Source organism: Acetitomaculum ruminis DSM 5522 (genome assembly GCF_900112085.1).
Taxonomy (GTDB): domain Bacteria; phylum Bacillota; class Clostridia; order Lachnospirales; family Lachnospiraceae; genus Acetitomaculum; species Acetitomaculum ruminis.
Genome location: NZ_FOJY01000007.1, coordinates 53,551 through 74,782, shown reverse-complemented (window position 1 = coordinate 74,782; position 21,232 = coordinate 53,551). Strand labels below are relative to the sequence as shown.

Annotated in this window: 18 protein-coding genes and 1 tRNA gene; 1 reads left to right on the top strand and 18 read right to left on the bottom strand. The window is 32.5% G+C overall.

What is annotated here, in order from left to right; all coding sequences use genetic code 11:
- Positions 1-200: 200 nt before the first annotated feature.
- From BM153_RS05970 to groES, 18 genes are all read right to left on the bottom strand, one after another.
- Positions 201-1,259, bottom strand: a complete 1,059-nt coding sequence (locus BM153_RS05970) for a hypothetical protein (RefSeq protein WP_092871733.1) — start codon at positions 1,257-1,259, stop codon at positions 201-203.
- Positions 1,259-2,071, bottom strand: coding sequence for a hypothetical protein (locus tag BM153_RS05965; protein WP_092871731.1), 813 nt, complete (start codon positions 2,069-2,071; stop codon positions 1,259-1,261). Before BM153_RS05965 ends, BM153_RS05970 begins: the two co-directional genes overlap by 1 nt.
- A 63-nt stretch (positions 2,072-2,134) precedes the next feature.
- Positions 2,135-2,830 (bottom strand): hypothetical protein, encoded by a 696-nt coding sequence (locus BM153_RS05960; protein ID WP_092871729.1) that lies wholly within the window; start codon positions 2,828-2,830, stop codon positions 2,135-2,137.
- Between the two features lie 190 nt (positions 2,831-3,020).
- On the bottom strand, positions 3,021-6,443 hold the full coding sequence (locus BM153_RS05955) for a hypothetical protein (RefSeq protein WP_092871727.1): 3,423 nt from the start codon (positions 6,441-6,443) through the stop codon (positions 3,021-3,023).
- Between the two features lie 191 nt (positions 6,444-6,634).
- A tRNA-Leu gene (locus BM153_RS05950) sits at positions 6,635-6,718 on the bottom strand.
- A 51-nt stretch (positions 6,719-6,769) separates the two neighbouring features.
- Positions 6,770-7,147 carry a hypothetical protein gene (locus BM153_RS05945; protein WP_092871725.1) on the bottom strand — a complete coding sequence of 126 codons (378 nt, stop codon included), beginning with the start codon at positions 7,145-7,147 and terminating at the stop codon, positions 6,770-6,772.
- 24 nt (positions 7,148-7,171) lie between these two features.
- Complete coding sequence (locus BM153_RS05940) at positions 7,172-7,681, bottom strand: hypothetical protein (protein ID WP_092871723.1); 510 nt, start codon at positions 7,679-7,681, stop codon at positions 7,172-7,174.
- An 11-nt stretch (positions 7,682-7,692) separates the two neighbouring features.
- Positions 7,693-7,842 (bottom strand): hypothetical protein, encoded by a 150-nt coding sequence (locus BM153_RS13685; RefSeq protein WP_177205590.1) that lies wholly within the window; start codon positions 7,840-7,842, stop codon positions 7,693-7,695.
- 155 nt (positions 7,843-7,997) lie between these two features.
- Complete coding sequence (locus BM153_RS05935) at positions 7,998-8,333, bottom strand: hypothetical protein (RefSeq protein WP_092871721.1); 336 nt, start codon at positions 8,331-8,333, stop codon at positions 7,998-8,000.
- Positions 8,326-9,600, bottom strand: a complete 1,275-nt coding sequence (locus BM153_RS05930) for a hypothetical protein (RefSeq protein ID WP_092871719.1) — start codon at positions 9,598-9,600, stop codon at positions 8,326-8,328. The genes BM153_RS05935 and BM153_RS05930 overlap by 8 nt, the downstream gene beginning before the upstream one ends.
- A gap of 122 nt (positions 9,601-9,722) precedes the next feature.
- The gene (locus BM153_RS05925) at positions 9,723-10,757 is read right to left on the bottom strand and encodes an ATPase, T2SS/T4P/T4SS family (protein ID WP_092871717.1); all 1,035 of its coding nucleotides are present in this window, start codon (positions 10,755-10,757) and stop codon (positions 9,723-9,725) included.
- A gap of 17 nt (positions 10,758-10,774) precedes the next feature.
- Positions 10,775-10,951 (bottom strand): hypothetical protein, encoded by a 177-nt coding sequence (locus BM153_RS13680; protein WP_177205589.1) that lies wholly within the window; start codon positions 10,949-10,951, stop codon positions 10,775-10,777.
- Between the two features lie 240 nt (positions 10,952-11,191).
- Positions 11,192-12,748 (bottom strand): bifunctional phosphoribosylaminoimidazolecarboxamide formyltransferase/IMP cyclohydrolase, encoded by a 1,557-nt coding sequence (gene purH / locus BM153_RS05920; RefSeq protein WP_330392028.1) that lies wholly within the window; start codon positions 12,746-12,748, stop codon positions 11,192-11,194.
- A gap of 36 nt (positions 12,749-12,784) precedes the next feature.
- Positions 12,785-15,421 carry a bifunctional diguanylate cyclase/phosphodiesterase gene (locus BM153_RS05915; protein ID WP_092871713.1) on the bottom strand — a complete coding sequence of 879 codons (2,637 nt, stop codon included), beginning with the start codon at positions 15,419-15,421 and terminating at the stop codon, positions 12,785-12,787.
- A gap of 19 nt (positions 15,422-15,440) precedes the next feature.
- A complete protein-coding gene (locus BM153_RS05910) occupies positions 15,441-16,145 on the bottom strand; it encodes a peptidoglycan recognition protein family protein (RefSeq protein WP_092871711.1) in 705 nt (234 codons plus the stop codon).
- Positions 16,146-16,304: 159 nt separating this feature from the next.
- Positions 16,305-17,759, bottom strand: coding sequence for an IMP dehydrogenase (guaB, locus tag BM153_RS05905; protein WP_092871709.1), 1,455 nt, complete (start codon positions 17,757-17,759; stop codon positions 16,305-16,307).
- A 196-nt stretch (positions 17,760-17,955) separates the two neighbouring features.
- Positions 17,956-19,578, bottom strand: a complete 1,623-nt coding sequence (gene groL / locus BM153_RS05900; RefSeq protein ID WP_092871707.1) for a chaperonin GroEL — start codon at positions 19,576-19,578, stop codon at positions 17,956-17,958.
- Positions 19,579-19,608: 30 nt separating this feature from the next.
- Positions 19,609-19,893, bottom strand: a complete 285-nt coding sequence (gene groES / locus BM153_RS05895) for a co-chaperone GroES (protein ID WP_092871705.1) — start codon at positions 19,891-19,893, stop codon at positions 19,609-19,611.
- 481 nt (positions 19,894-20,374) lie between these two features.
- Here groES and BM153_RS05890 point away from each other — a divergent pair, with 481 nt between their 5' ends.
- Complete coding sequence (locus BM153_RS05890; RefSeq protein WP_092871703.1) at positions 20,375-21,166, top strand: HAD-IIB family hydrolase; 792 nt, start codon at positions 20,375-20,377, stop codon at positions 21,164-21,166.
- Positions 21,167-21,232 lie beyond the last annotated feature (66 nt).

Sequence of the window (21,232 nt, the reverse complement as noted above, 5' to 3'; positions counted from 1 at the left end):
GTATATACATTTAAGTATATCAGAACAAAAAAATATATTCAAGCGTACCTAAGTAATAGAAATAACATTTTTTTGGAATTTTGAATTAAAAAATTATAATGTTATTATTTCGGGTTAATATTTTTCTTATTTTTCCACATACTAAAGGGACATATTCAAAGTCACTTAAATATGTCCCTAAACTTTTTTAAGACAACTTCTTATTCATCTTTTTTTAAACGACCTTTATAAATGAACATTATGATTCCGCCAAGTAACAATAAACCACAAAGAATTGACATTACTATTGCAATTGTATTAGGCTTTGTTTCTTCTCCTGAGGTTTTAGGTGTTTCCTCATCTTCGATAGTAGTTGTATTTTCACCATCTTCTTTATCATTACCATCTGTTAAAGGTGTATCATCATCTACAATAGTTGTAGTGTTTTCTTCATTTTCCTGCGGATTTTCTGCCTCTTCATTGCCATTGTTTTCGTTATTAGCATTGTTTGCATTATTATTTGTATTATTGGCATTATTATTTGTATTATTGGCATTATTATTTGCGTTATTATTGGCATTTGTGTTTGTATTAGTATTGGTATTGGTATAAATTGTATTTTCCTGATAATCAACTATTGTTTCACCGGGTTCTTCTTCATAAATCGGAACAATTATCTTTCCCGGGTCATAAGTGCTTTTGTAACTGAATGTAACTTCATTTTTGTTATCCTTAGAAAGAGTCATTTTAACAGGACTGTCTGAGGTAGCATATTCTGCCACTGTTGCAGGTGAGCAGGTAATTACATCTCCCTCGTTACCATAGCTGATAAGGGGTGAACAAATTTGTTCATCTGACTCTGAATCAACAAAATATACTGTATATTCCACCGGGTCAACTAAAACTCCGTAATCCAATACATAATCAAGATTTCTGTCAACTGTAGTCTGGGAATCAGGGCCCCAACTAGAAGCGTTTAAAACAAAGTATCCCTCTTCAACACTTGTATTGGCTCTGAAATCTGAAATTGAAAATACGGGAACCTTAGCACCTTTTTCAACTGTAATTTTTATGGCATTTGCAGTAACATCTGTATCTGTATAACCTGCCGCACCAAGAATTGATTTCCATGCAGAGGTGTTAAAAGTACCAACATTTCCTGAACGATATGTAACCGTTTTAGTGGCAGAAGATGCCGCTACATTAAGTACTGGTACATACATAAGCACTAATAACAATGCCAGGACTATATTAAAGATTCTTTTTAGATATTTTCTCATCACTGTTCCCTCTTTCTTTTTTTCATGGCCACCAAAACTACTGCTGTAGAAACAATAAGTATTGTAAATAGTGCAACAATTGTAACTGTTTTTACAGGGTCACCGGTAATAGCCGATGCTGTACGTCCCCCTAAAGGAACTTCCACATCTTTTATCTTGGTTACATGTTTTTTCTCACCTTCAACCGGTGTAATCACTTCTTCTCTTCTTGGAGAAAGTCTGTCCGGATAATATACTCTGAAGTTAAAGGCAAGCTCTGCCAAAGAATTGGTATAATCCGTTACATTTGTAGAGTCCATTCCCTCACCGTTTAATGTAAGTGTAAAATACACATTTGTGCTTTTTCCTGATTCAATCTCAGCAACAAAAACATAATCCTCAAGGCCGTCAATACCTGCAAGACCATCAGTACTTGCATTTTCGCCGGAATTGTAACCTCCTTCTATACCATCAAAGACTGAAGTTGATTTTTCAATGGATGCTCCTGTAGTAAGAGCTAATTTATAAGCTCCACCTGATGCAGCATTGGTTTCCTCCAATGCCTGTATAGTTTCTTCTGAAAGGAAGAATTTGGCATCATGAGAATTTTCATTCTTTAAAACAATAGTTTGAGTGGCAGTTTCACCTGGTGCAATCCCCAAAAACTCATCTCCTAAAAAAACTCCATTTGAAGTTTGTCCGGCATTACCCGTATATTCAATACTGCCATCTTCAGTAAAGGTAACAGTCGCATTATCTGATGATGCAGCAGCAATCATACCTATTGACATGGCAAGCACAGTAATGACACCAACCAGTAATCTTTTTTTCATTTCATTGTCCTCCTAACAATCAGATTTAAATGAGAAAAATCCGAATCTCTTAGAATATATTCCCTATTTGTAAGAATCTCTTACGCTTTTTGTTTCAAAAACATTTGTAATATTTCCTGAACCATTTATAAGGGGATACATTCCCCATTCTGCCGCCATAGCAGCTTCAGACTGATTTGCCTGAACGGCGTTAACGATATATTCCAAATCCAATGTACTATCAGTATATTCATTTCCCATATCTTCTTTAAAATAAATACCGTCAATGAAACTTGTAGTACTTTCACCTTTTGAAAGGGGTTTCGTATAATAAAGAACAATTTCTTCATCATCAACATAACTTATCAGCCAGCCGTCTATTATTGTACCTACAGCCGCATCTGTTACAACATCTTCTTTAGCATATTCATGCTGGTCACTTCCCTGTAAAACAACCTTTGAAGAATCAAGTTCTTCATTTGCCCATGCTTTATAAATGGTAACCTTTACATAAATATCATAAGCCTGACTTCCAGTTACCTTATTACTAACTGTATAATCATACTGCTGTGTAGTACCCGGAAGTATGCCTGTTGAGATTTTTTCCTCTTCTGACATTTTTCCTGAAAAGGCAACTCCTATGTCTTTTGTTGTAATCTTCGCTATACCTGCTCCGGCATTTCCCTGTGTAGTTGTGTTAAAAGCTGCCAAAGTACCACCTATGAAGGCAGTTATTAATAAAACACCGGCAACACCTAAAAATGTCAATTTCTTCTTCAATATCAATCTCCTCCAATTTATTATATAAGATAACCATATATCTGATACAGCCATCAACATTTCCAAGATACTGAATACAGTATAAGAAACTATTGTCACATGCTAGTCACATATACAGATAATGCGTCACATGAATTGAAAAATTTTTGACATTTTTTTGTTTTATTTTTAACCGTGTTACCTTTTAAATTTATTGCCCAACTGAAAATTTTTCACAGCCGTCTAAAGTTTGTTTGTATTTTCCTGCATTACGCACAACTTTTTCAAAATTTTTACCATAAATACTGATCCTCATCTTTTTCTTTTCACTATAAGAAGACAAGGCATTTTTTAACAAAACATTGTAATCATTGTTTAATCTCCAGATTGAATTATCTCTTAGTCCGCCGTTTTCTACCGTCAAATCACAATATTTTTCATTAATAAATCTTACATATCTTTTTATGGAGTATTTAAGAGCTTCACTGTTTATAAGCACTAAATCAACACTCTTTTTTGTAATATTTCCACAGGAATCACTTACTTCATAGGTGATGGCATTTTTATATATTTTTTTGTTTACTATATCATCTTTTTTAACAGACTCTAATTCTTCTTTACAATTTATTTTTACTTTCAAGGAGTTTTTAAGCTTTTGTATTAAATCCTCGGAAATGTCTTCTTTATCAGAAACTTCCACCCCTTTTAATAATTCCTTGGATGTTAAAAGTCCTTTTTTTAAAAATCCTATATTAACATATCTTTCCTTTGCCGAAATCTGAGGATACTGGTTCCAAATTGCATACATATTGATATTTTGATAGTCAGGAGTTTTATTTTTGTTTTTCATGAATAAATCATAATAATCTAAAAAATCTTTTGCCTGTATTTTTTCTCCCTGTTTGAAGGTTGAAGCATTTTCCTTTGCAAAGCTCCAATATTGTAAACTGTAATTTATATAAGACAAATCAGAAGTATTGCAGGCTTCACCTGTCTTTTTAAAATATTTATTTTTATTGTTATCAAACAATTCCATGCTTTTTGATAATAAGTAATTTTTTGAAAAATCTTCACCGGAAATACTTCCGTTTCCCCTGTATTTTACTTTAAAGTTAATATCAAATACTCCATTTAAAGTTAAATCTTTATTTCCCTTATAGGTATAAGTTTTATCTGTAATCACATTTTTATTGATTTCCCATCCTGAAAAAACATAACTTTTGCTATTTTCCACTTCTTCAAGCACACTTATTTTATTTAAGTTCAAATTCAAATCCTCATCTTGGTATTTTTTTATTTCTTTGGGATGTATCTCTTTTATATTTGTTTTTAAATTTTTACCCTTCCTGTCTTTTTGAAGGCATTGATATTTGACATTGTAATAGGTGCTTAATACTATGCTTTTTTTATATTTTTGTCCAATATAATTTCCCGGTCTAAATACGGCAACTTTTGATTTTTCTTTCAAGGTTGAAAAAGCAGGAATAAATCTGGCAACCGGTTCAGAAACTTTATCATTATTTTTGTAAAAAAGGTAATGGGAGGCAGCTTTTGAATTCTCATAGTTTATGGTTGCAATTTGTCTATATATTTTTTTGTCATTATCAGCTAATTGAACCCTCATTGGTAAATTATCTGAAGTAGTTTTTAATTCCCCTTCGATTTTTATATAACTTCCCGAAGAAAGATAAATGCAATTGGTATTATCTTTTTTATTAGCTGGCACATTTCCCATAGCACTTATATAAAAATCACTATTTTCACCAACATAAATTCCCGCTCCAAGTTTACCGGTATTTGAAACAATACTTTCATCTTTAGAGTGTAATTTAAAGCAATTAAGAAATACTCCTCCACCGTATTGAGCTTTGTTTTCATAAATTTTTACCCCGTCACCCAGTTTCAAATTACCATTTTTTAAATAGATTCCGCCGCCATTTTGGTTTGCAATGTTATTTTCAATTCTGGTATTACTGATTAAATTGTCACCCAACTGACCACCATAATATACTGCTCCACCATTACTGCTGTTATTCTTTTCAAATATGACGCCTGTATTGGTAATGTTTTTTTTACTTTTTGAATAATTTGTATTATCTGCAATGTAAACTGCTCCACCATTATTGCTGTTATTCTTTTCAAATCTACCACCTCTAATGACAAAATCTTTGGAATTTTTATTATTTATTTTGTTTAATTTACAATCTGCAATATATACTGCTCCGCCATTATTAGAGCTTTTATTACTTTCAAATGTACAGTCTGTAAAGGTAATTTTTTTTGCAACTGGGGAATCATCTTCATTATCTGCTATATAAACTGCTCCACCATTTTTGTCGCTTTCATTTTTTTCAAAAACAACATTTTCTAATGTTGCATTTGGAAATTTTGCTTTTATATACACCGCGCCTCCCATAGCATTTACATTGTTTCTGTTTTCTATGTAGTTTTTTTCAAATCTTGCACCATTAATTTTTCCTGTACTAAAATTAATTGCTCCTCCGGCATTATTACCATAACTTGCATTTCCTTTACTTCCTTCAATATAATTACCTTTAAAAAGAACATTTCCCGTAATATTTAAATTTGCTTTTCCATTTATAAATATAGCTCCGGCATCATCATAACTTTTATTTCCTATAAATACTACATTTCCGGATATATCAAGACTTCCCGGTGCATCATAAACTGCAATTGCCCCACCAATAAAAGTATTTAAATTATTTTCAAACCTGGCTTTTTCGCATATAGAGGCCTTACCATAATATACTTTAACAACACTTCCATATTCCACTTCATTCTTATTTGTTTCATTGTATTTTTTATCAACTACAAAGTTTTTAAAAACTGTTTTTCCGCTGATATTTAGCTGTCCGTTAAGTACAAATATCGCCGCTACATCCAAGTGGCATCTTCTTCCGTCCATCACCAGATTTCCTTCAATATTTAAGGTAGCATTTTCTTCAATTAAAAATACCTCATTAGTACGATTTTTATTAATATATAAACTTTCTCCATTATCGCTGCTTATTGTTACATTTTTGGAATTAATTTGAATTCTTTCACCCATTTCAATATTATTTTTTAATACTATATGGACATTATCATTATTTTTTATTGCTTCTTGTATATCGCTCCAGCTTGATACTTCAATAATATTTTGACCTGATGCAGCTTTAAATAAAGAATTTGTTAATCTGTTAAAAGCTTTAATAAACTTTGACTTTAAAGAAAATTTTTCATCTTTATTTGTTTCTTTTATTTCATCACTCTTTTTGATATTTAAAGATTCATCTAAAGTAAGGATTTCATCCGGACTTAAGTCCTCATCAGGACTTATAATCTCGTCAGGACTTATAGTTTTTCCGATATTTTCATCAATATTTTTTTCTATTTTATCCTGTAGAGTATTTTCCCTGTTATTTAAACTAATAGCAGACATTTTTATTGCTTTATTATTCAATAAATACCTGTTATTATTTTTAGTTTCTCTTATATTTATCAAGCCGTTTTTATTATTTGTTTTTTCAGCTTTTGTTAAATTTATATATATAAAACCCGAAAAAACAGTCTGTAAAGCCATTAAAATGGCTATTATAATTATCATTCTTATGTCTTTGTTTAATTTTTTCATATTCTTTCTCCTGAGATTTATTTTATGGTTCTTTGATTGTCTTATTTATGGGATTTTTTTAAGAAATGAGAACTGCTTAATATCAACATTCATCCGGCTTTCTTCTTTAAATGTAAATTCAGCAGTTTTTATATGATTTTTGCATAATAAAAGGGGCGTACAATGTACGCCCGTGTTGTAATGAAGATTAGTGCCGGCGGTGGGACTTGAACCCACACGACATTGCTGCCAACAGATTTTGAGTCTGCCTCGTCTGCCAATTCCGACACGCCGGCTAACCAACGTACACAAGTTTAACACATAAAAACTATTTATGCAAGTAATTTTTATTTTGATTTATATTGTTCAATTATTGCCGTTTTAGCGGTGGAAATCTCCATTTCTTTACCGTTTAAATTGGAGTATTTTTCTATAACCTCCACACTTAAAAGACCTTTTTTCCCATCTGCTTTTATTATATTTACAGTTATATCTCCTTTAGATTTTAATCTTTCCTTTAAACCGGTAATAAAATTGGTCTTTAAAGTTTCATTTGTATGTTTCATATCTGACTTCATGTCAAGATACAAACTGTCTTTCACTGATTGGCTTACACACTTTTCCAATTCATCCATTCTGATTGTTTTGTTGTAATAAGATGCCGTCAGATATAAAGACATAACCATAACAACTGCTAAAGCCATACCGAAAAAAGCCTTATTCATTTATTTTCTCCTTTATATAAGATTTTAATTTACTGCTATAGCAGCAGTCATATAACCTGTTTTATTTTCTTCATCTACAGTTTTAAATAAAAACTGATATATTCCCTCTTTTTTAAACATAATATTTTCGCCAGCTAGAATTACATCTTCATCATAGTAACCCTTAAGTTTTTCAATGTTTTCTTCGCTTTCATTATATAAGTCAGCCTTCATAACACCTTTTATAAAAATCTTCACTTTTTGATCCTCGTAGTTTTTTACAGCCCTCACCAGCATGCTTGTTTTCACTACCTCATTTTGATAAATACTTAGTTCATCTGATATATCAACTTCTGCTGCCTTATTTTTTATGTTTTCTCTGATTTTTTCGTATTGAGATTTTTTTTCATTAAACTTTTCAGTAATATACTTTTCCCCGAATCTGGCAAAAATCTCCTGGGGATTTAGCAAAAACAGGGCAAGAGCTGATATTACACATAATGATGTCATAACATATATAATTGCTTTTCCATAATTATTTATTATTATCTTCAATTCTTTTACCTCTAGGTTACGGTATCAATAAATGCACTTGTAAACATAACTATAATTCCGGTTTTTTCTTTTAATAAAAATTCAAAACAAAAATTTAACGCCATGGACATTCCAAGAATTGAAAACAATATTTTAAAATTGTGTATGCTGATTTCTTTCATTTAATTTTTGTCCTTTCTTTTTACATTTGGCATATCACTTCACACACCTCTAAAAATGCCTTTATTAAAACTATAGACATTAGCATATAAAGAGACATTCCTGAAAACTGTTTTAATATTTCTTCCATTTTTTATACTTTCTCTTTCTTTTTTAATTAACCAATGTAAGCATCCAAAGTTTTCTTTTTTTCCAGCTTAAAGAAACCTATCTTTATATTATAGGAAAGATTTAATCTTCCCCCTTCAACTATCCCGTCTTCATCATTTTTCATTTCTGTAAATCTTAATTCATATCCCTTTTTTTGGGCATTTGAAATACACTCATTTATTACTTTTGGGCTGTAGTTTCCATCTCTAATCTCATCGCTTGCTTCATTAAAAAAGCCTCTTGCAGTTTCTATATCAAAAGATACTCCTATAAAGGATAAAAGCATAAAAACTGCCACCATTATTATAAATAAACCGGTAAATCCTTTTACTATCTCATCCATTTAAAAAGCCTCCTAAATTGCTTAAGTAAGAGCCTAGAAACAATGACATATCAGCCATTAATTTAAACGCAGCACTCAACATTGGTAATAGATAATACACAGACATTTTTACTTTCAAATTTTCATTTTTCGTTGCGTTTTTCATATTGCTCATATTGGCCATTCTGTCCATAATTGTGCTTAATTGTTTGTCTTTTTGAATTGCACCGGTTTCTTCTAATGAGTAAAGAAGCTTCATTGTATTGTTAATCTGACCGTTTGAAAGGTCTTTGCAAAAGTCATTATAAGGCTCTATTTTTCCGGGATTTTCCTGTATCTGTTCCCAGAGCTTTTTCAATTCACATTTTAAAATCGGACCGGCTGTATTTATGGATTCAAAGATTGAGATTGAAACATTATTTCTTTGTAATAATAAAGACAACTGTACCAACCATAGTTCAAACTCTTTTGAAATTTCTTCTTTCACCTTGTTTTTTGCTATTTTCATTCCCAAAATATCCGACAAACCTATAAAAATGCTCATTACAGAAAGAATAAGAGCCAGGTTTTTATAATTTAAAATGGCTGTGATTACTGCAAATATTAAAACTGTAAGTGAAATAGCAAGACTTACAAACAGTCCTTTTTTATCTTTCATCCTTATTTTTTCATAATACTTAAGCATTAATTTTTGACTGTCCTTAGCCTTTATTTTCTTTTTTTGACACATTTTTTTATCTGCTCTAAGATAAATTATAATGTTTGAAATTACCATTAAAAAACCTGCCCATTGGGCAAAAGCAATTTTTAATATTTTTTCATTATCTGGGATTAAATGAATGCTAAAAGCTCCAAGAAAATAAGAAATTCCCACTGATATAATTACTTTGTTTAAGATTTGCTTTTTTTCGTACATTAAGGTGTTTTGGGATTTAATCCATATTTTTCTTTGTTCTTCTAATATATCAAGACTGTAATTAAAATCCCCTCCGGTTAATTCAACACTTATCATAAGTGAATGTATTGACTTAACCAGCCATGAATTGTATTTTTTTTCAATAATCTCTAAAGCCTCTTTATAAAGTTCTTTCTCATACTTTCCATTTCCAATAAACTTTAAGGCTTCTGATATACATTCTCTCTCGCTGTTTTCACATACCATTAACACATCCTGTAAAGCTGAACTTATTTTTCCACTTTTTTTAAAAGAACATATTACCTGTTCCATATAAAAGTTTTCATTTTCAAATGCCTTTTTTATTTCACCAAGCTTTTTCTCGTTTCGCATATGTATAAAAAACGCAATTATAAAGCTTATTGTTACCCCCAAAGTCAAGAACAGGGATAGCTTCATAGTATAAGACAGGACTATTGCAGATACAATAAAAGGTATTATCGTAACTAACTTTTTTATAATGCCACCCCCTGTTCAAAGGGATCTTTAATACCTGCTCTGGTAAATTTTTTCATTATTTCCAGTGGAATCATTCTATTTACTATTTTACCGTCCTCTACAAACATTATTACCTTGTTTTTACCCTTTTCTCTGGTAAAAAAGCATAATTGCTCCAGCTTTCTTATGATTTTTCCATCATAATTGGTTTTTCTTCTTATCAAAACACCAACATTTACAAATTCATAAATATCATTTTCAAGCCTGTCTTTATCGGTTTGAGTAGGCATCATATTTGAAATCCTATCAGGTATTTTTCTGACATCATCAGTATGAATTGTTGTAAAACCACAGACTCCTGTAGAAAAGCTTTCTAAAAGATATTTAACTTCCGTTGACCTGGCCTCTGAAAGCATAATCCAGGAAGGATTTTGCCTAAGGCTTGTTTTTATTGCCTTTTCATAGGTAAAATCCTTTTCATCTACCATTAGTTCTACACAATCTTTTCCCTTATTTATCTGTTTATAGTGAAATTCTGGACTGTCTTCTATGGTTATTACCCTTTCCTTATCACTTATATATCTGGAAAAAAATCTGGCACATTCGGTTTTTCCAGCCCCTGGTTCTCCGGTAAATATCAAATTCATTCTGGCCCTGACACAGTTAATCAACAAATTTAATGTGTCTTTTTGACAAAAATCATTTTCTAAAAGTGATTTGTAACTATTTCTGATTCTTGGGGATAATTTTCTGATGCAGATACTTCTGCCACTGACTGCCACTGACTCGTGAATGATGCTGATTCTAAGATTTGAAACCTCAGCTTCTAAAAGATTGTTTGCTTTGTTAAATGCCTTGTTTACCATGTTGGCGACTATATGGGTAAATCTTTCCACAAATTCTTTTGTTATAGAGATATTTTCAACTTTATATCTACCTTTTTCTAAATCAGTAACCCATAAAGACTCACCGTTAAAATCAATGTCCGTTATCAATTCATCTTCAATGAAAGGATATAAAACACCGAAATTTTCCTGTGATATTCCTTGCATATAATTACTCCTGTTTATTATTTAATTCCTGCTAAAGCGTTTGCATGGGAAAAGAATTGTGTAATAAGTGTTTTAAACTGTGATGTTACAACTCCTGATTCAGAATTTAATAAAACTCCAAAGATTGCTACTAAAGCAACTATAATTACTACACTTATTACTGCGCTTCCATACTGTTCAAAAATTTCCTTCATTTAATTTTTCTCCTTTTCAAATAAAATAATAAAATAACATAACTTTAAATATATATATTTATTAATATCAGTGAAATGCGTCCGATTTGGACAAACGAAAAAGTGAACACTTCTTCTGAACAAATTGCATTATACAGTGCGTAATATTGTTTGTCAAGAACTTTTTTATTTTAAAGCAAAGCAAGCTAACACCCGAATTGAAAAGGTGCCAGCTTGCCATATAATAAAAATATTTAATTATTAATGTTTAAAATGTCTCATTCCTGTAAAGATCATTGACATACCGTATTCATCACATTTATCAATAGAATCCTGATCTCTGTTTGATCCACCTGGCTGGATAATTGCTGTAATACCTGCTTTATGAGCAGCTTCAACAACATCTGAAAACGGGAAGAAAGCATCTGATGCCATTACTGCACCCTTTGTAATATCTTCACCTATTAATTCATGAGCATGATCCATTGACTGTTTTGCAGCCCAGATACGACTTACCTGTCCAGGTCCGATTCCTATGGATTGTTTATCTTTTGCAAGGGCAATTCCGTTGGATTTTGCGAATTTAACAACCTTTAATGCAAAAAGCATATCTTCCATTTCTTCTTTTGTAGGCTGTTTTTTGGTAACAACTTTTATTTCCTCATCTTCAGGTAATAGTTTGGAGTCAATAGTCTGAACAATCATTCCACCGTTTACCTTCTTTATATCAAATGCATTTTCATCCTGTTTTACGGAAATATCATCTAATTTAAGTACTCTTAAATTCTTCTTTTCCTTTAAGATTTCTAATGCCTCAGCTTCATAAGAAGGAGCAACAATTATTTCTAAGAATACTTCTTTTAATTTTTGAGCTAATGCCTTTGTTACTTCTCTATTTATTACTACAATTCCACCAAAAATTGATACTTTATCAGCTTTATATGCTTTTTCATAGGCTTCTTCTATAGTATCAGCACTTCCTACTCCACATGGATTTCCATGTTTGCAGGCAACAACTGTCGGCTCGTCAAATTCTTTTAAAAGCTCTAAAGCTCCATTTGTATCATTGATATTATTAAATGAAAGCTGTTTTCCATTTAACTGCTCAGCATCAACCAGCGAGCCTTTCTTTTTACCGATTTCACGATAGAAAGCAGCTCTTTGATGTGGATTCTCACCGTAACGCATGTCTTCAACTTTTTCGAAAGTCAATGTAAGTGTTTCAGGGAATGCATTGTCATTTCTCTCTTTTTTAAGATAATCTGCAATCATTGTGTCGTAGTTTGAAGTATGCATAAATACTTTTTGCATAAGGTAGAATTTTGTATCAAGAGAAACTTCTTTGTTTTCTTTTAATTCTTCTAATACTTTTGTATAATCAGCAGGATCGGTAACTACGGCAACATCCTGGTAGTTCTTTGCAGCAGCCCTAAGCATTGTAGGACCTCCGATATCAATATTTTCTACTGCTTCTTTTCTTGTAACATTGTCTTTTAAAATAGTCTTTTTAAAAGGATAAAGATTTACAACTACCATATCGATTGTGTCAATTTTTAAATCCTTAAGCTGTTTCATGTGTTCCTCATTAGAACGCATTGCAAGAATACCGGCATGAACTATAGGATGAAGTGTTTTAACCCTTCCGTCAAGACATTCAGGAAATCCGGTTAAATCAGAAATTTCAACAGCTTCCACGCCTTCCTCTTTAAGCTTTTTGTAGGTACCGCCTGTAGAGATAATATCTACACCAAGATTCTTAAGCTCCTTGGCAAACTCTACGATTCCGGTTTTGTCAGATACACTTATTATTGCACGCATTACAATAATTCCTCCTTAAAAATAATGTAAAAATGTTTATAAAAACTGATTCTCAAACTCATAAAGACGCATTGGCTTACCAAAATAGTAGCCTTGAATATATTTGAGATTCAGTAATTTTATGATTTCATATTGTTCCTTTTCTTCAACACCTTCTACACATACATCTACCTTTAAGGCATCTGCAAGCTCACCCACCATCTTTACAAATGCACAGGAATAATCATCTTCACCAATGTCTCTGATAAAGCATTGATCAACTTTTATCTCGTTTAAAGGAAGCTCTTTTATATGACTTAACGAAGAATATCCTGTTCCAAAATCGTCAAGAGCAATTCCAACCCCCAAATTTCTGATTTGCCCCAATACCTGTTTCATTTTCTTTATATCATTAATAGCAAGACTTTCTGTCACCTCTAAAACAAGATTTTCGGGTTTCAATCCGGTCTTTTTTAATGTATTATCTATTATTTTTACAATGTTTTTTTGTAAAAGCTGTACAACTGAAAGATTTACATTGACACTATATTCGGGATGTCCCTTGTCATTCCAGCTTTTGCAGGCTTTACAGGCATCCTCTAGGATATAATTTCCCATTGGATTAATAAGCCCTAAATATTCTGCCAGCGGTATAAACTCTCCTGGTGAAACCAGTCCCATATCTGGTACATTCCATCTTACCAAAGCCTCGGCTCCGGAGCATTTCGGACTCTCTCCAAGAACATTCATTACCGGCTGATAATAAACTTCAAATCCGTTAAAGGAATTGGCTGCCTCTGCACGCAGATTTTTTTCCATGTCCATCCTTTTAAAAGAATTAAACGCAGCGATATCATTATAATATTCTATTGTATTTTTACCTTTTTTCTTTGCCTCATATAAGGCTATATCTGCTTTTTTTATCAAGTCGCTTACTACTGTACCTTCCTGTGGGAATAAAACCACTCCCATGCTTATTGTACAATAATAATCTTCTCCTTTTAAATACCAGGGCTTTAAAAACATCTCCCTTATTTCTTTAATTATACGGTCTAAATGCTTGTAACATTCAGGCCTTATAACCACGATAAACTCATCTCCGCCCATCCTGTAGCAGGCATCCTCCAGTTCCGGAATCGACCGTAAGGTTCTTGATACAGCCTTTAAAAGCACATCTCCAAACTGATGTCCCAGACCATCATTTATATTTTTGAAATCATCCAGATCAATATAAAGCAACGCCCCTACAGAATTTGTTTTCTGGCATTCTTTTATTAGCTTACCTACATCATTTTCACAACGCATTCTATTATAGAGACCTGTTAAAAAGTCATTATTAAGCTGCCTTTCTATCTTTTTTTGATAGTTTTTTCTGTCTGTAACATCAAAAACAGTGCATAATATTACTTTTCGCCCATCAACCCAATTTATATTGGTAAAATGAACATCAAACCATTTGCCTATATCCTTATGGTAAAACTCTCCAAATCCGGAGTTTGAATTTTCAATAAAAAATCTATCAAAAACTTTATCAAATTCTTTATTTTTAATGGATTCATTAAAAGTAAGACGAATTTTCTGATTAGCATAAAGTGTTGTGTGTTCCCTAATATCCTTTACAAAAACACCACAACCCACATTTTCAAGAATTGCCTCTAAAGAAAGATATGAACTTGCAAGAGAATTCTTGGTTATCCTTTTTGAAACAATACTTTGAACAACTTTTTTTACATCATTTATAAAAGAAATATCTTTAGTATCCCAGTTTTTTGTATGTCTGCTTTCTATGAAGTTAATATACATTATAACCTTGGAATTTAACTCTAAAGGCATAGAAACAACTGCTTTGTAATTATTTTTTTCAAAGCAGTTTCTAATATCATCTGAAAGAGCAGAATTACTTGATATAATATAGCCTCTGTTTGACATAAAAGGATAGTCAGCAATATCAACATTTTGCATGAAGGGAATGCTAGAGCAAATATCCTTGTTAGTCCACTCGGCAATCATATCAAACCTGTTCTCATCCACTATTTTTACAAAGTTCAAGCTGGAAATATCAAGATACCTTCCGCATATAGCCAAGATGTTATTGATTATCTCTTCAAATTTTTCATCTGAATCCAGATATTTCATTATCTGACCCATTACTTCATTTTTCTTAAGCTCCTGCTTTATCAAATGTTCGGAAATCCTGCTTCTTTTAGATGCTTCTTCAGCAGAAAGCTCATTATATTTTCCGGAAAACAATTTATCAGAAATAATTCCTAAGAATGTTACAGATTTATAGAAAGTATCTTCAGTTGTTACTTTTTTCATTTTAGAGATAAATTTTCTGTCTTCTTTGGTATAGCACTTGTCAAAAAGAACACCAGTAACTACCCAGGTTGCTGCCACTTCGTTGTTTACCTTTACATTTATCCCGGCAGCTTTAATAAAAGGGTAGTCTGTATCCTGATATACTATATCATTTCCAGAATTATTTAACCTGTTTAATATATCAAAATAAAATACCTGTCCTACCTTTTCATTTATTAAATTTCTCTCTTCATTTGAGCCCGAAAACCTGGTAATAACTCCTTTACTTTTTCCAAAACAAGCCATATATACACTTCCGGCTTCACAAAATCTATCCTGAATCTCCTGTAATTCTTCGGCCTCAAATAAATTCTCACCAAAATAATTTTCATTCATTCAAAAGTACCTTTACTTTCTAGTCACTGTACTTAGCTATATAGTTTCTTATATCCTGTTTAAATAATAACCATTTATCTTCATTTTCCACAAAATATTTTGGACAATCTTTTCCTGTGACATCGTAATGTCTGATTACATTATCAACATCAACATTAAAATTTTTGCAAAGCCAGGCTGTAAAATAAACCATACTTGAATATGTTGCATCATTAAATTTTCCTGTCTCATCTGGAATGCAACATTCAATGGATAATGTATCATTATTTCTATCATTTGAAGCATAGGATATTTCACTGCTTGGTATGCATTGAACTATCTCCCCGTCTAGTCCTATTATAAAATGGCTACTGGCAGATGTAATATGATTATCTTTTAAAGATTCAAAATAATCCCTATTTGCTATTGCACTTGAACCTGGATTAGCGGTCCAATGAATAACTATTCCATTGATTTTTTCTAAAGGTGTTCCCGGCCTTGAATAAGGATTTATTGTAAGAAGTTCCACATCTATTTCCGGATACTCTGATAAGCTGATATTTTTTGTAACTGCTTTTGATATTTCTGCATTATTTACCGTCTTTAAACTATCATATACCCTCTTTCCAACAATAATTACAAACGCAGCTATCACCACCAAAGCAGCCAGTTTTATCCATTTAATTCCCTTATTTTTCTTTTTTAACTTTTTCTTTTTTCTAGTCCTTTTTGAATCTCTTCCCATTTGTTTATTCTATGATAGAAATAGTAGTTTTTCAAGTATAAAATCCTAAATTAAACCTTATTTAAACTTTATTATGTTAATATTAAGATTTCAAAGTACTAAAGTACTATTTACTTACATAAAAAAACTGCCGCATTTTTGCGGCAGTAAATTTTATAATTATTCGTCTACTGTATAGTTAGGAGCCTCTTTTGTGATATGAATGTCATGTGGATGACTTTCTCTTAATGCTGCAGCAGAAATTTTAATAAATCTTCCTGTTTCTTTAAGAGTCTCAATGTCTGGTGCACCACAATATCCCATACCTGCTCTTAATCCACCAACTAACTGGAATATGCTATCTTCTACAGAGCCTTTGTAAGCAACACGACCTTCAACACCTTCAGGAACAAGTTTCTTTGCATTTGATTGGAAATATCTGTCCTTGCTTCCATTTTCCATGGCAGCTATGGAACCCATTCCTCTATATACCTTAAACTTACGTCCCTGATATAATTCAAAATCTCCAGGACTTTCATCACAACCTGCAAACATACTACCCATCATACATACATTGGCACCTGCTGCAATGGCTTTTGTAATTTCTCCTGAATATTTAATACCACCATCGGCAATAATCGGAATACCATATTCCTTTGATACTTTGTAACAATCCATAATAGCACTAACCTGTGGAACACCAATACCTGCCACAACTCTGGTTGTACATATGGAACCTGGTCCGATACCAACTTTAACACAGTCTGCACCTGCCTCTATTAAGGCTTTTGTAGCTTCTCCTGTTGCTACATTTCCTGCTATAAGCTGAAGATCAGGATATTTTTCCTTAATCATTTTGATGGTTCTTACTACATTAGCCGAATGACCATGGGCAGAATCAAGCACAACTACATCAACATGAGCCTTAACAAGTGCATCTATTCTGTCAAGAACATTGGCTGTTATACCTACTCCTGCTCCACATAAAAGTCTTCCCTGGGAATCCTTGGCTGAATTTGGATATTTAATCTGCTTTTCGATGTCCTTTATTGTAATAAGTCCCTTTAAATTATAATCATCATCTACAATTGGAAGTTTTTCTTTTCTTGCTTTTGCAAGAATGCTTTTGGCTTCTTCTAAACTAATTCCTTCCTTTGCCGTAATAAGTCCTTCGGAAGTCATACAATCTCTGATTTTTTTTGTATAATCAGATTCAAATTTCAAGTCACGGTTTGTTATAATTCCCACTAATTTTCTTCCTTCAGTAATAGGAACACCTGAAATTCTGAATTTTGCCATTAACTCATCTGCATCCTGAAGTGTATGCTCAGGAGACAAATAAAATGGATCTGAAATTACTCCGTTTTCAGAACGTTTAACCTTATCAACTTCATCTGCCTGCTGTTCAATTGTCATGTTTTTATGGATAATACCGATACCACCCTGCCTTGCCATGGCAATCGCCATTCTATGCTCTGTAACCGTATCCATACAGGCACTCATAAGTGGAATATTTAACCTGATTTTGTTTGTAAGATTTGTTGAAAGGTCTACCTGATTCGGAATGACCTCAGAATATGTAGGAACAAGCAATACATCATCAAATGTGATACCTTCGCCTATAATTGTACCCATTTTATTTCCTCACTTTCCAATTTTGTATACAATTTATCTATATTTTCACAAAAGTTTAGCAAAAATAATTTTTCTTGTCAATGTGAAAGATGCAAAAAAGATTTCCACAAAATTCAAGATTTTTATCTATTTTTCGCAAAAAAAGAGTTCCAACTATAATTGTGGAACTCTTTGAATAGCTTTTTTGATTTTTTTATTACATCATTCCCATTCCAGGATTTGCAGCTGGAGCTGCGATTTCTGGCTCTTTAATAGAAACGATTGAAGATTCTGTTGTAAGAACTGTAGATGCAACAGATGTAGCATTTTGAAGTGCACTTCTTGATACTTTAACTGGATCAAGGATTCCTTCTTCTACCATGTTAACATATTTTTCATTCTTAGCATCAAAACCGAAGCCAGGCTCTAACTCACTAACTTTATTTACGATAACTGCTCCTTCAAGACCAGCATTTTCAGCAATGTAGAATAATGGAGCTCTTAAAGCTGCAAGTACAACTTTTGCACCTGTCTTTTCATCACCTTCAAGAGTTTCAGCTAATTTAGCAACTTCTTTTGCTGCATGAATATATGCTGATCCACCACCTGCGATTATTCCTTCTTCTACTGCTGCTCTTGTTGCATTTAAAGCATCCTCCATACGAAGTTTAGCTTCTTTCATCTCAACTTCTGTAGCTGCTCCAACACGAATAACTGCAACACCACCAGCTAATTTAGCAAGACGCTCCTGTAATTTTTCTGTATCAAACTTAGAAGTATTAACTTCCATCTCAGCCTTAATCTGCTCGATTCTTCCTTTTATTTCGTTCTTTTCTCCGGCACCATCAACTATTGTTGTAAGGTCTTTTTGAACTTTAACTGATTTACAACGTCCTAACTGCTCTAATGTTGTATCTTTAAGGTCAAGTCCTAATTCTTCTGAGATAACCTGTCCACCTGTTAATACAGCGATATCCTGAAGCATAGCTTTTCTTCTGTCACCATATCCAGGAGCTTTAACAGCACAAACTTTAAATGTTCCTCTTAATTTGTTTACGATAAGAGTTGTTAATGCTTCACCTTCAATGTCTTCTGCAATGATTAAAAGGCTTGCACCTGTTTTAACGATTTGCTCAAGAACAGGAAGAATTTCCTGAATATTTGAAATTTTCTTGTCTGTAAGAAGGATATATGGATTGTCAAGATTTGCTTCCATCTTTTCCATATCTGTTGACATGTAAGCTGATACATACCCTCTATCAAACTGCATACCTTCTACAAGGTCAAGCTCTGTCTGCATTGTTTTTGATTCTTCAATAGTGATAACACCATCTTTAGAAACTTTTTCCATAGCATCTGCTACAAGGTTTCCAACTTCTTCATCACCTGCTGAAATTGAAGCAACCTTAGCAATATGCTCTTTTCCTGATACAGGAGAGCTCATTTCCTTTAAGCTTTCAACAGCTTTTTCTGTAGCTTTTTGCATACCTTTTCTAAGGAAAATTGGGTTAGCTCCTGCTGCAAGATTCTTTGTTCCCTCATTAATCATTGCCTGTGCAAGTACTGTAGCTGTTGTAGTACCATCACCTGCTACATCATTTGTCTTCGTAGCAACTTCTTTAACAAGTTGAGCACCCATGTTTTCGAATGCATCTTCAAGCTCGATTTCTTTAGCAATTGTAACACCGTCATTTGTAATAAGTGGTGCACCATAGGATTTTTCAATTGCTACATTTCTTCCTTTAGGTCCGATTGTTACTCTTACTGTATTTGCTAATTTATTTACTCCGGCACTAAGTGCTTCTCTTGCTTCTTTTCCGTATTTAATCTCTTTTGCCATTATTAATGTTCCTCCTTTTATGGACTATTATTACTCTACTACTGCAAGAATGTCTTCCTGTCTTACAATCATTAATTCTTCTCCGTCGATTTTAACTTCTGTTCCTGCATATTTAGAAAAGATAACCTGATCACCAGGTTTTACCTGCATTTCAACTTTTTCACCATCTACTACTTTTCCAGGACCAACTGCAATTACTTCAGCCTGCTGTGGTTTTTCCTGGGAATTACCTGGTAAAACGATACCTGATTTTGTAGTTTCTTCAGCAACCAACTGTTTAATTACAACTCTGTCTCCTAATGGTACTAATTTCATTTCGTATTCCTCCTTAAATTAATGACAATTATATGTCTAAATTAATATACTTTCATTTATTATTAGCACTCACACCCTTTGAGTGCTACCGATAGTCATATAATAATTTTTCACTTGGATTTGTGCAAACAAATTTATATTAATTTAGTATTAATTAAATATATTTTTTCTCTTATTTTCTCTTTTTTTCTTTCATTTACTCAATTTTAACATTTTTCGCTATTTTTCGGGCTTTTAGAAAGATTTGGGCTGCTTTTTTTAAACGAATTCTTTCTTAATCTCCTTTAAAAAATTAATATTTTCTAAAGTAAAATATTAATTTACCCCCAACCTTTTTGTCCCCTACTGGATGAACTTGTTATTTTATGTTAGTATGTCTTAATGTGATTAAATTTTATAAGGATTAATTGTAAAGGAAAGGGATAGTTCCCATCTAAGGAATATATGTCCCTTTTAACCGATTTCAGAAAGGAAACAATCAATGAAGAAAAAAATTGCATTTTTTGATGTTGATGGAACTATATATGATTTTAAAAAGGGGATTCCAGAAAGTACAAAAGAAGGCCTAAAAAAACTTAGGGAAAATGGCATATACTCTTTTCTTTCCACCGGAAGAACAAGAGCCTTTATCGACGATGATACTATTCTTAAATTGGGCTTTGACGGAATCAGCGCCGGATGTGGAACCTATATTTCCTATCAGGGAGAAGTAAAGCAAAACATCAAAGTACCCCATTCTGATATTGAAAGAGCCCTGAATGTTATTAATAAAACAAACTCTGTACCTGTTTTAGAAGGTTGGGAAAGATTATATTTTGATTTTGATGCGCTGCATGATATAAGTTCTGAAAACGGTATATTTAATACAGCTTTTAAAGAAAAAATATTTCCAATATACGATGATGTGGAAAAAATTGATATTAATAAAATGACTTTAAGAGTTGGACCTGATTTTAAAAATGAAGATGTTATGGAACCTTTAAAGGATGTTTTTGATGGAATAGCTCACGGAAATATTTATCTTGAGCTTGTTCCTAAGGGATGTAACAAAGGAACCGGTATCAAGCAGGTTTGTGAAATGCTTGACGTGGATATTAAAGACAGCTATGGCTTTGGAGACAGCAGTAATGACCTTGATATGTTTAACATGGTAGAACATGCCATATGTATGGGAAATGGGACAAAGGATGCCAAAGAAGCCGCCGAATACATTACAGATGACATGTGGGAAGATGGTCTTTATAAGGCTTTGGTTCATTACGAGCTTATTTAATTTAATATTTAAAGGAAAAAAGCCGGGAGCATAAAAACTTCCCGGCTTTTTGTTGGATAAATATAT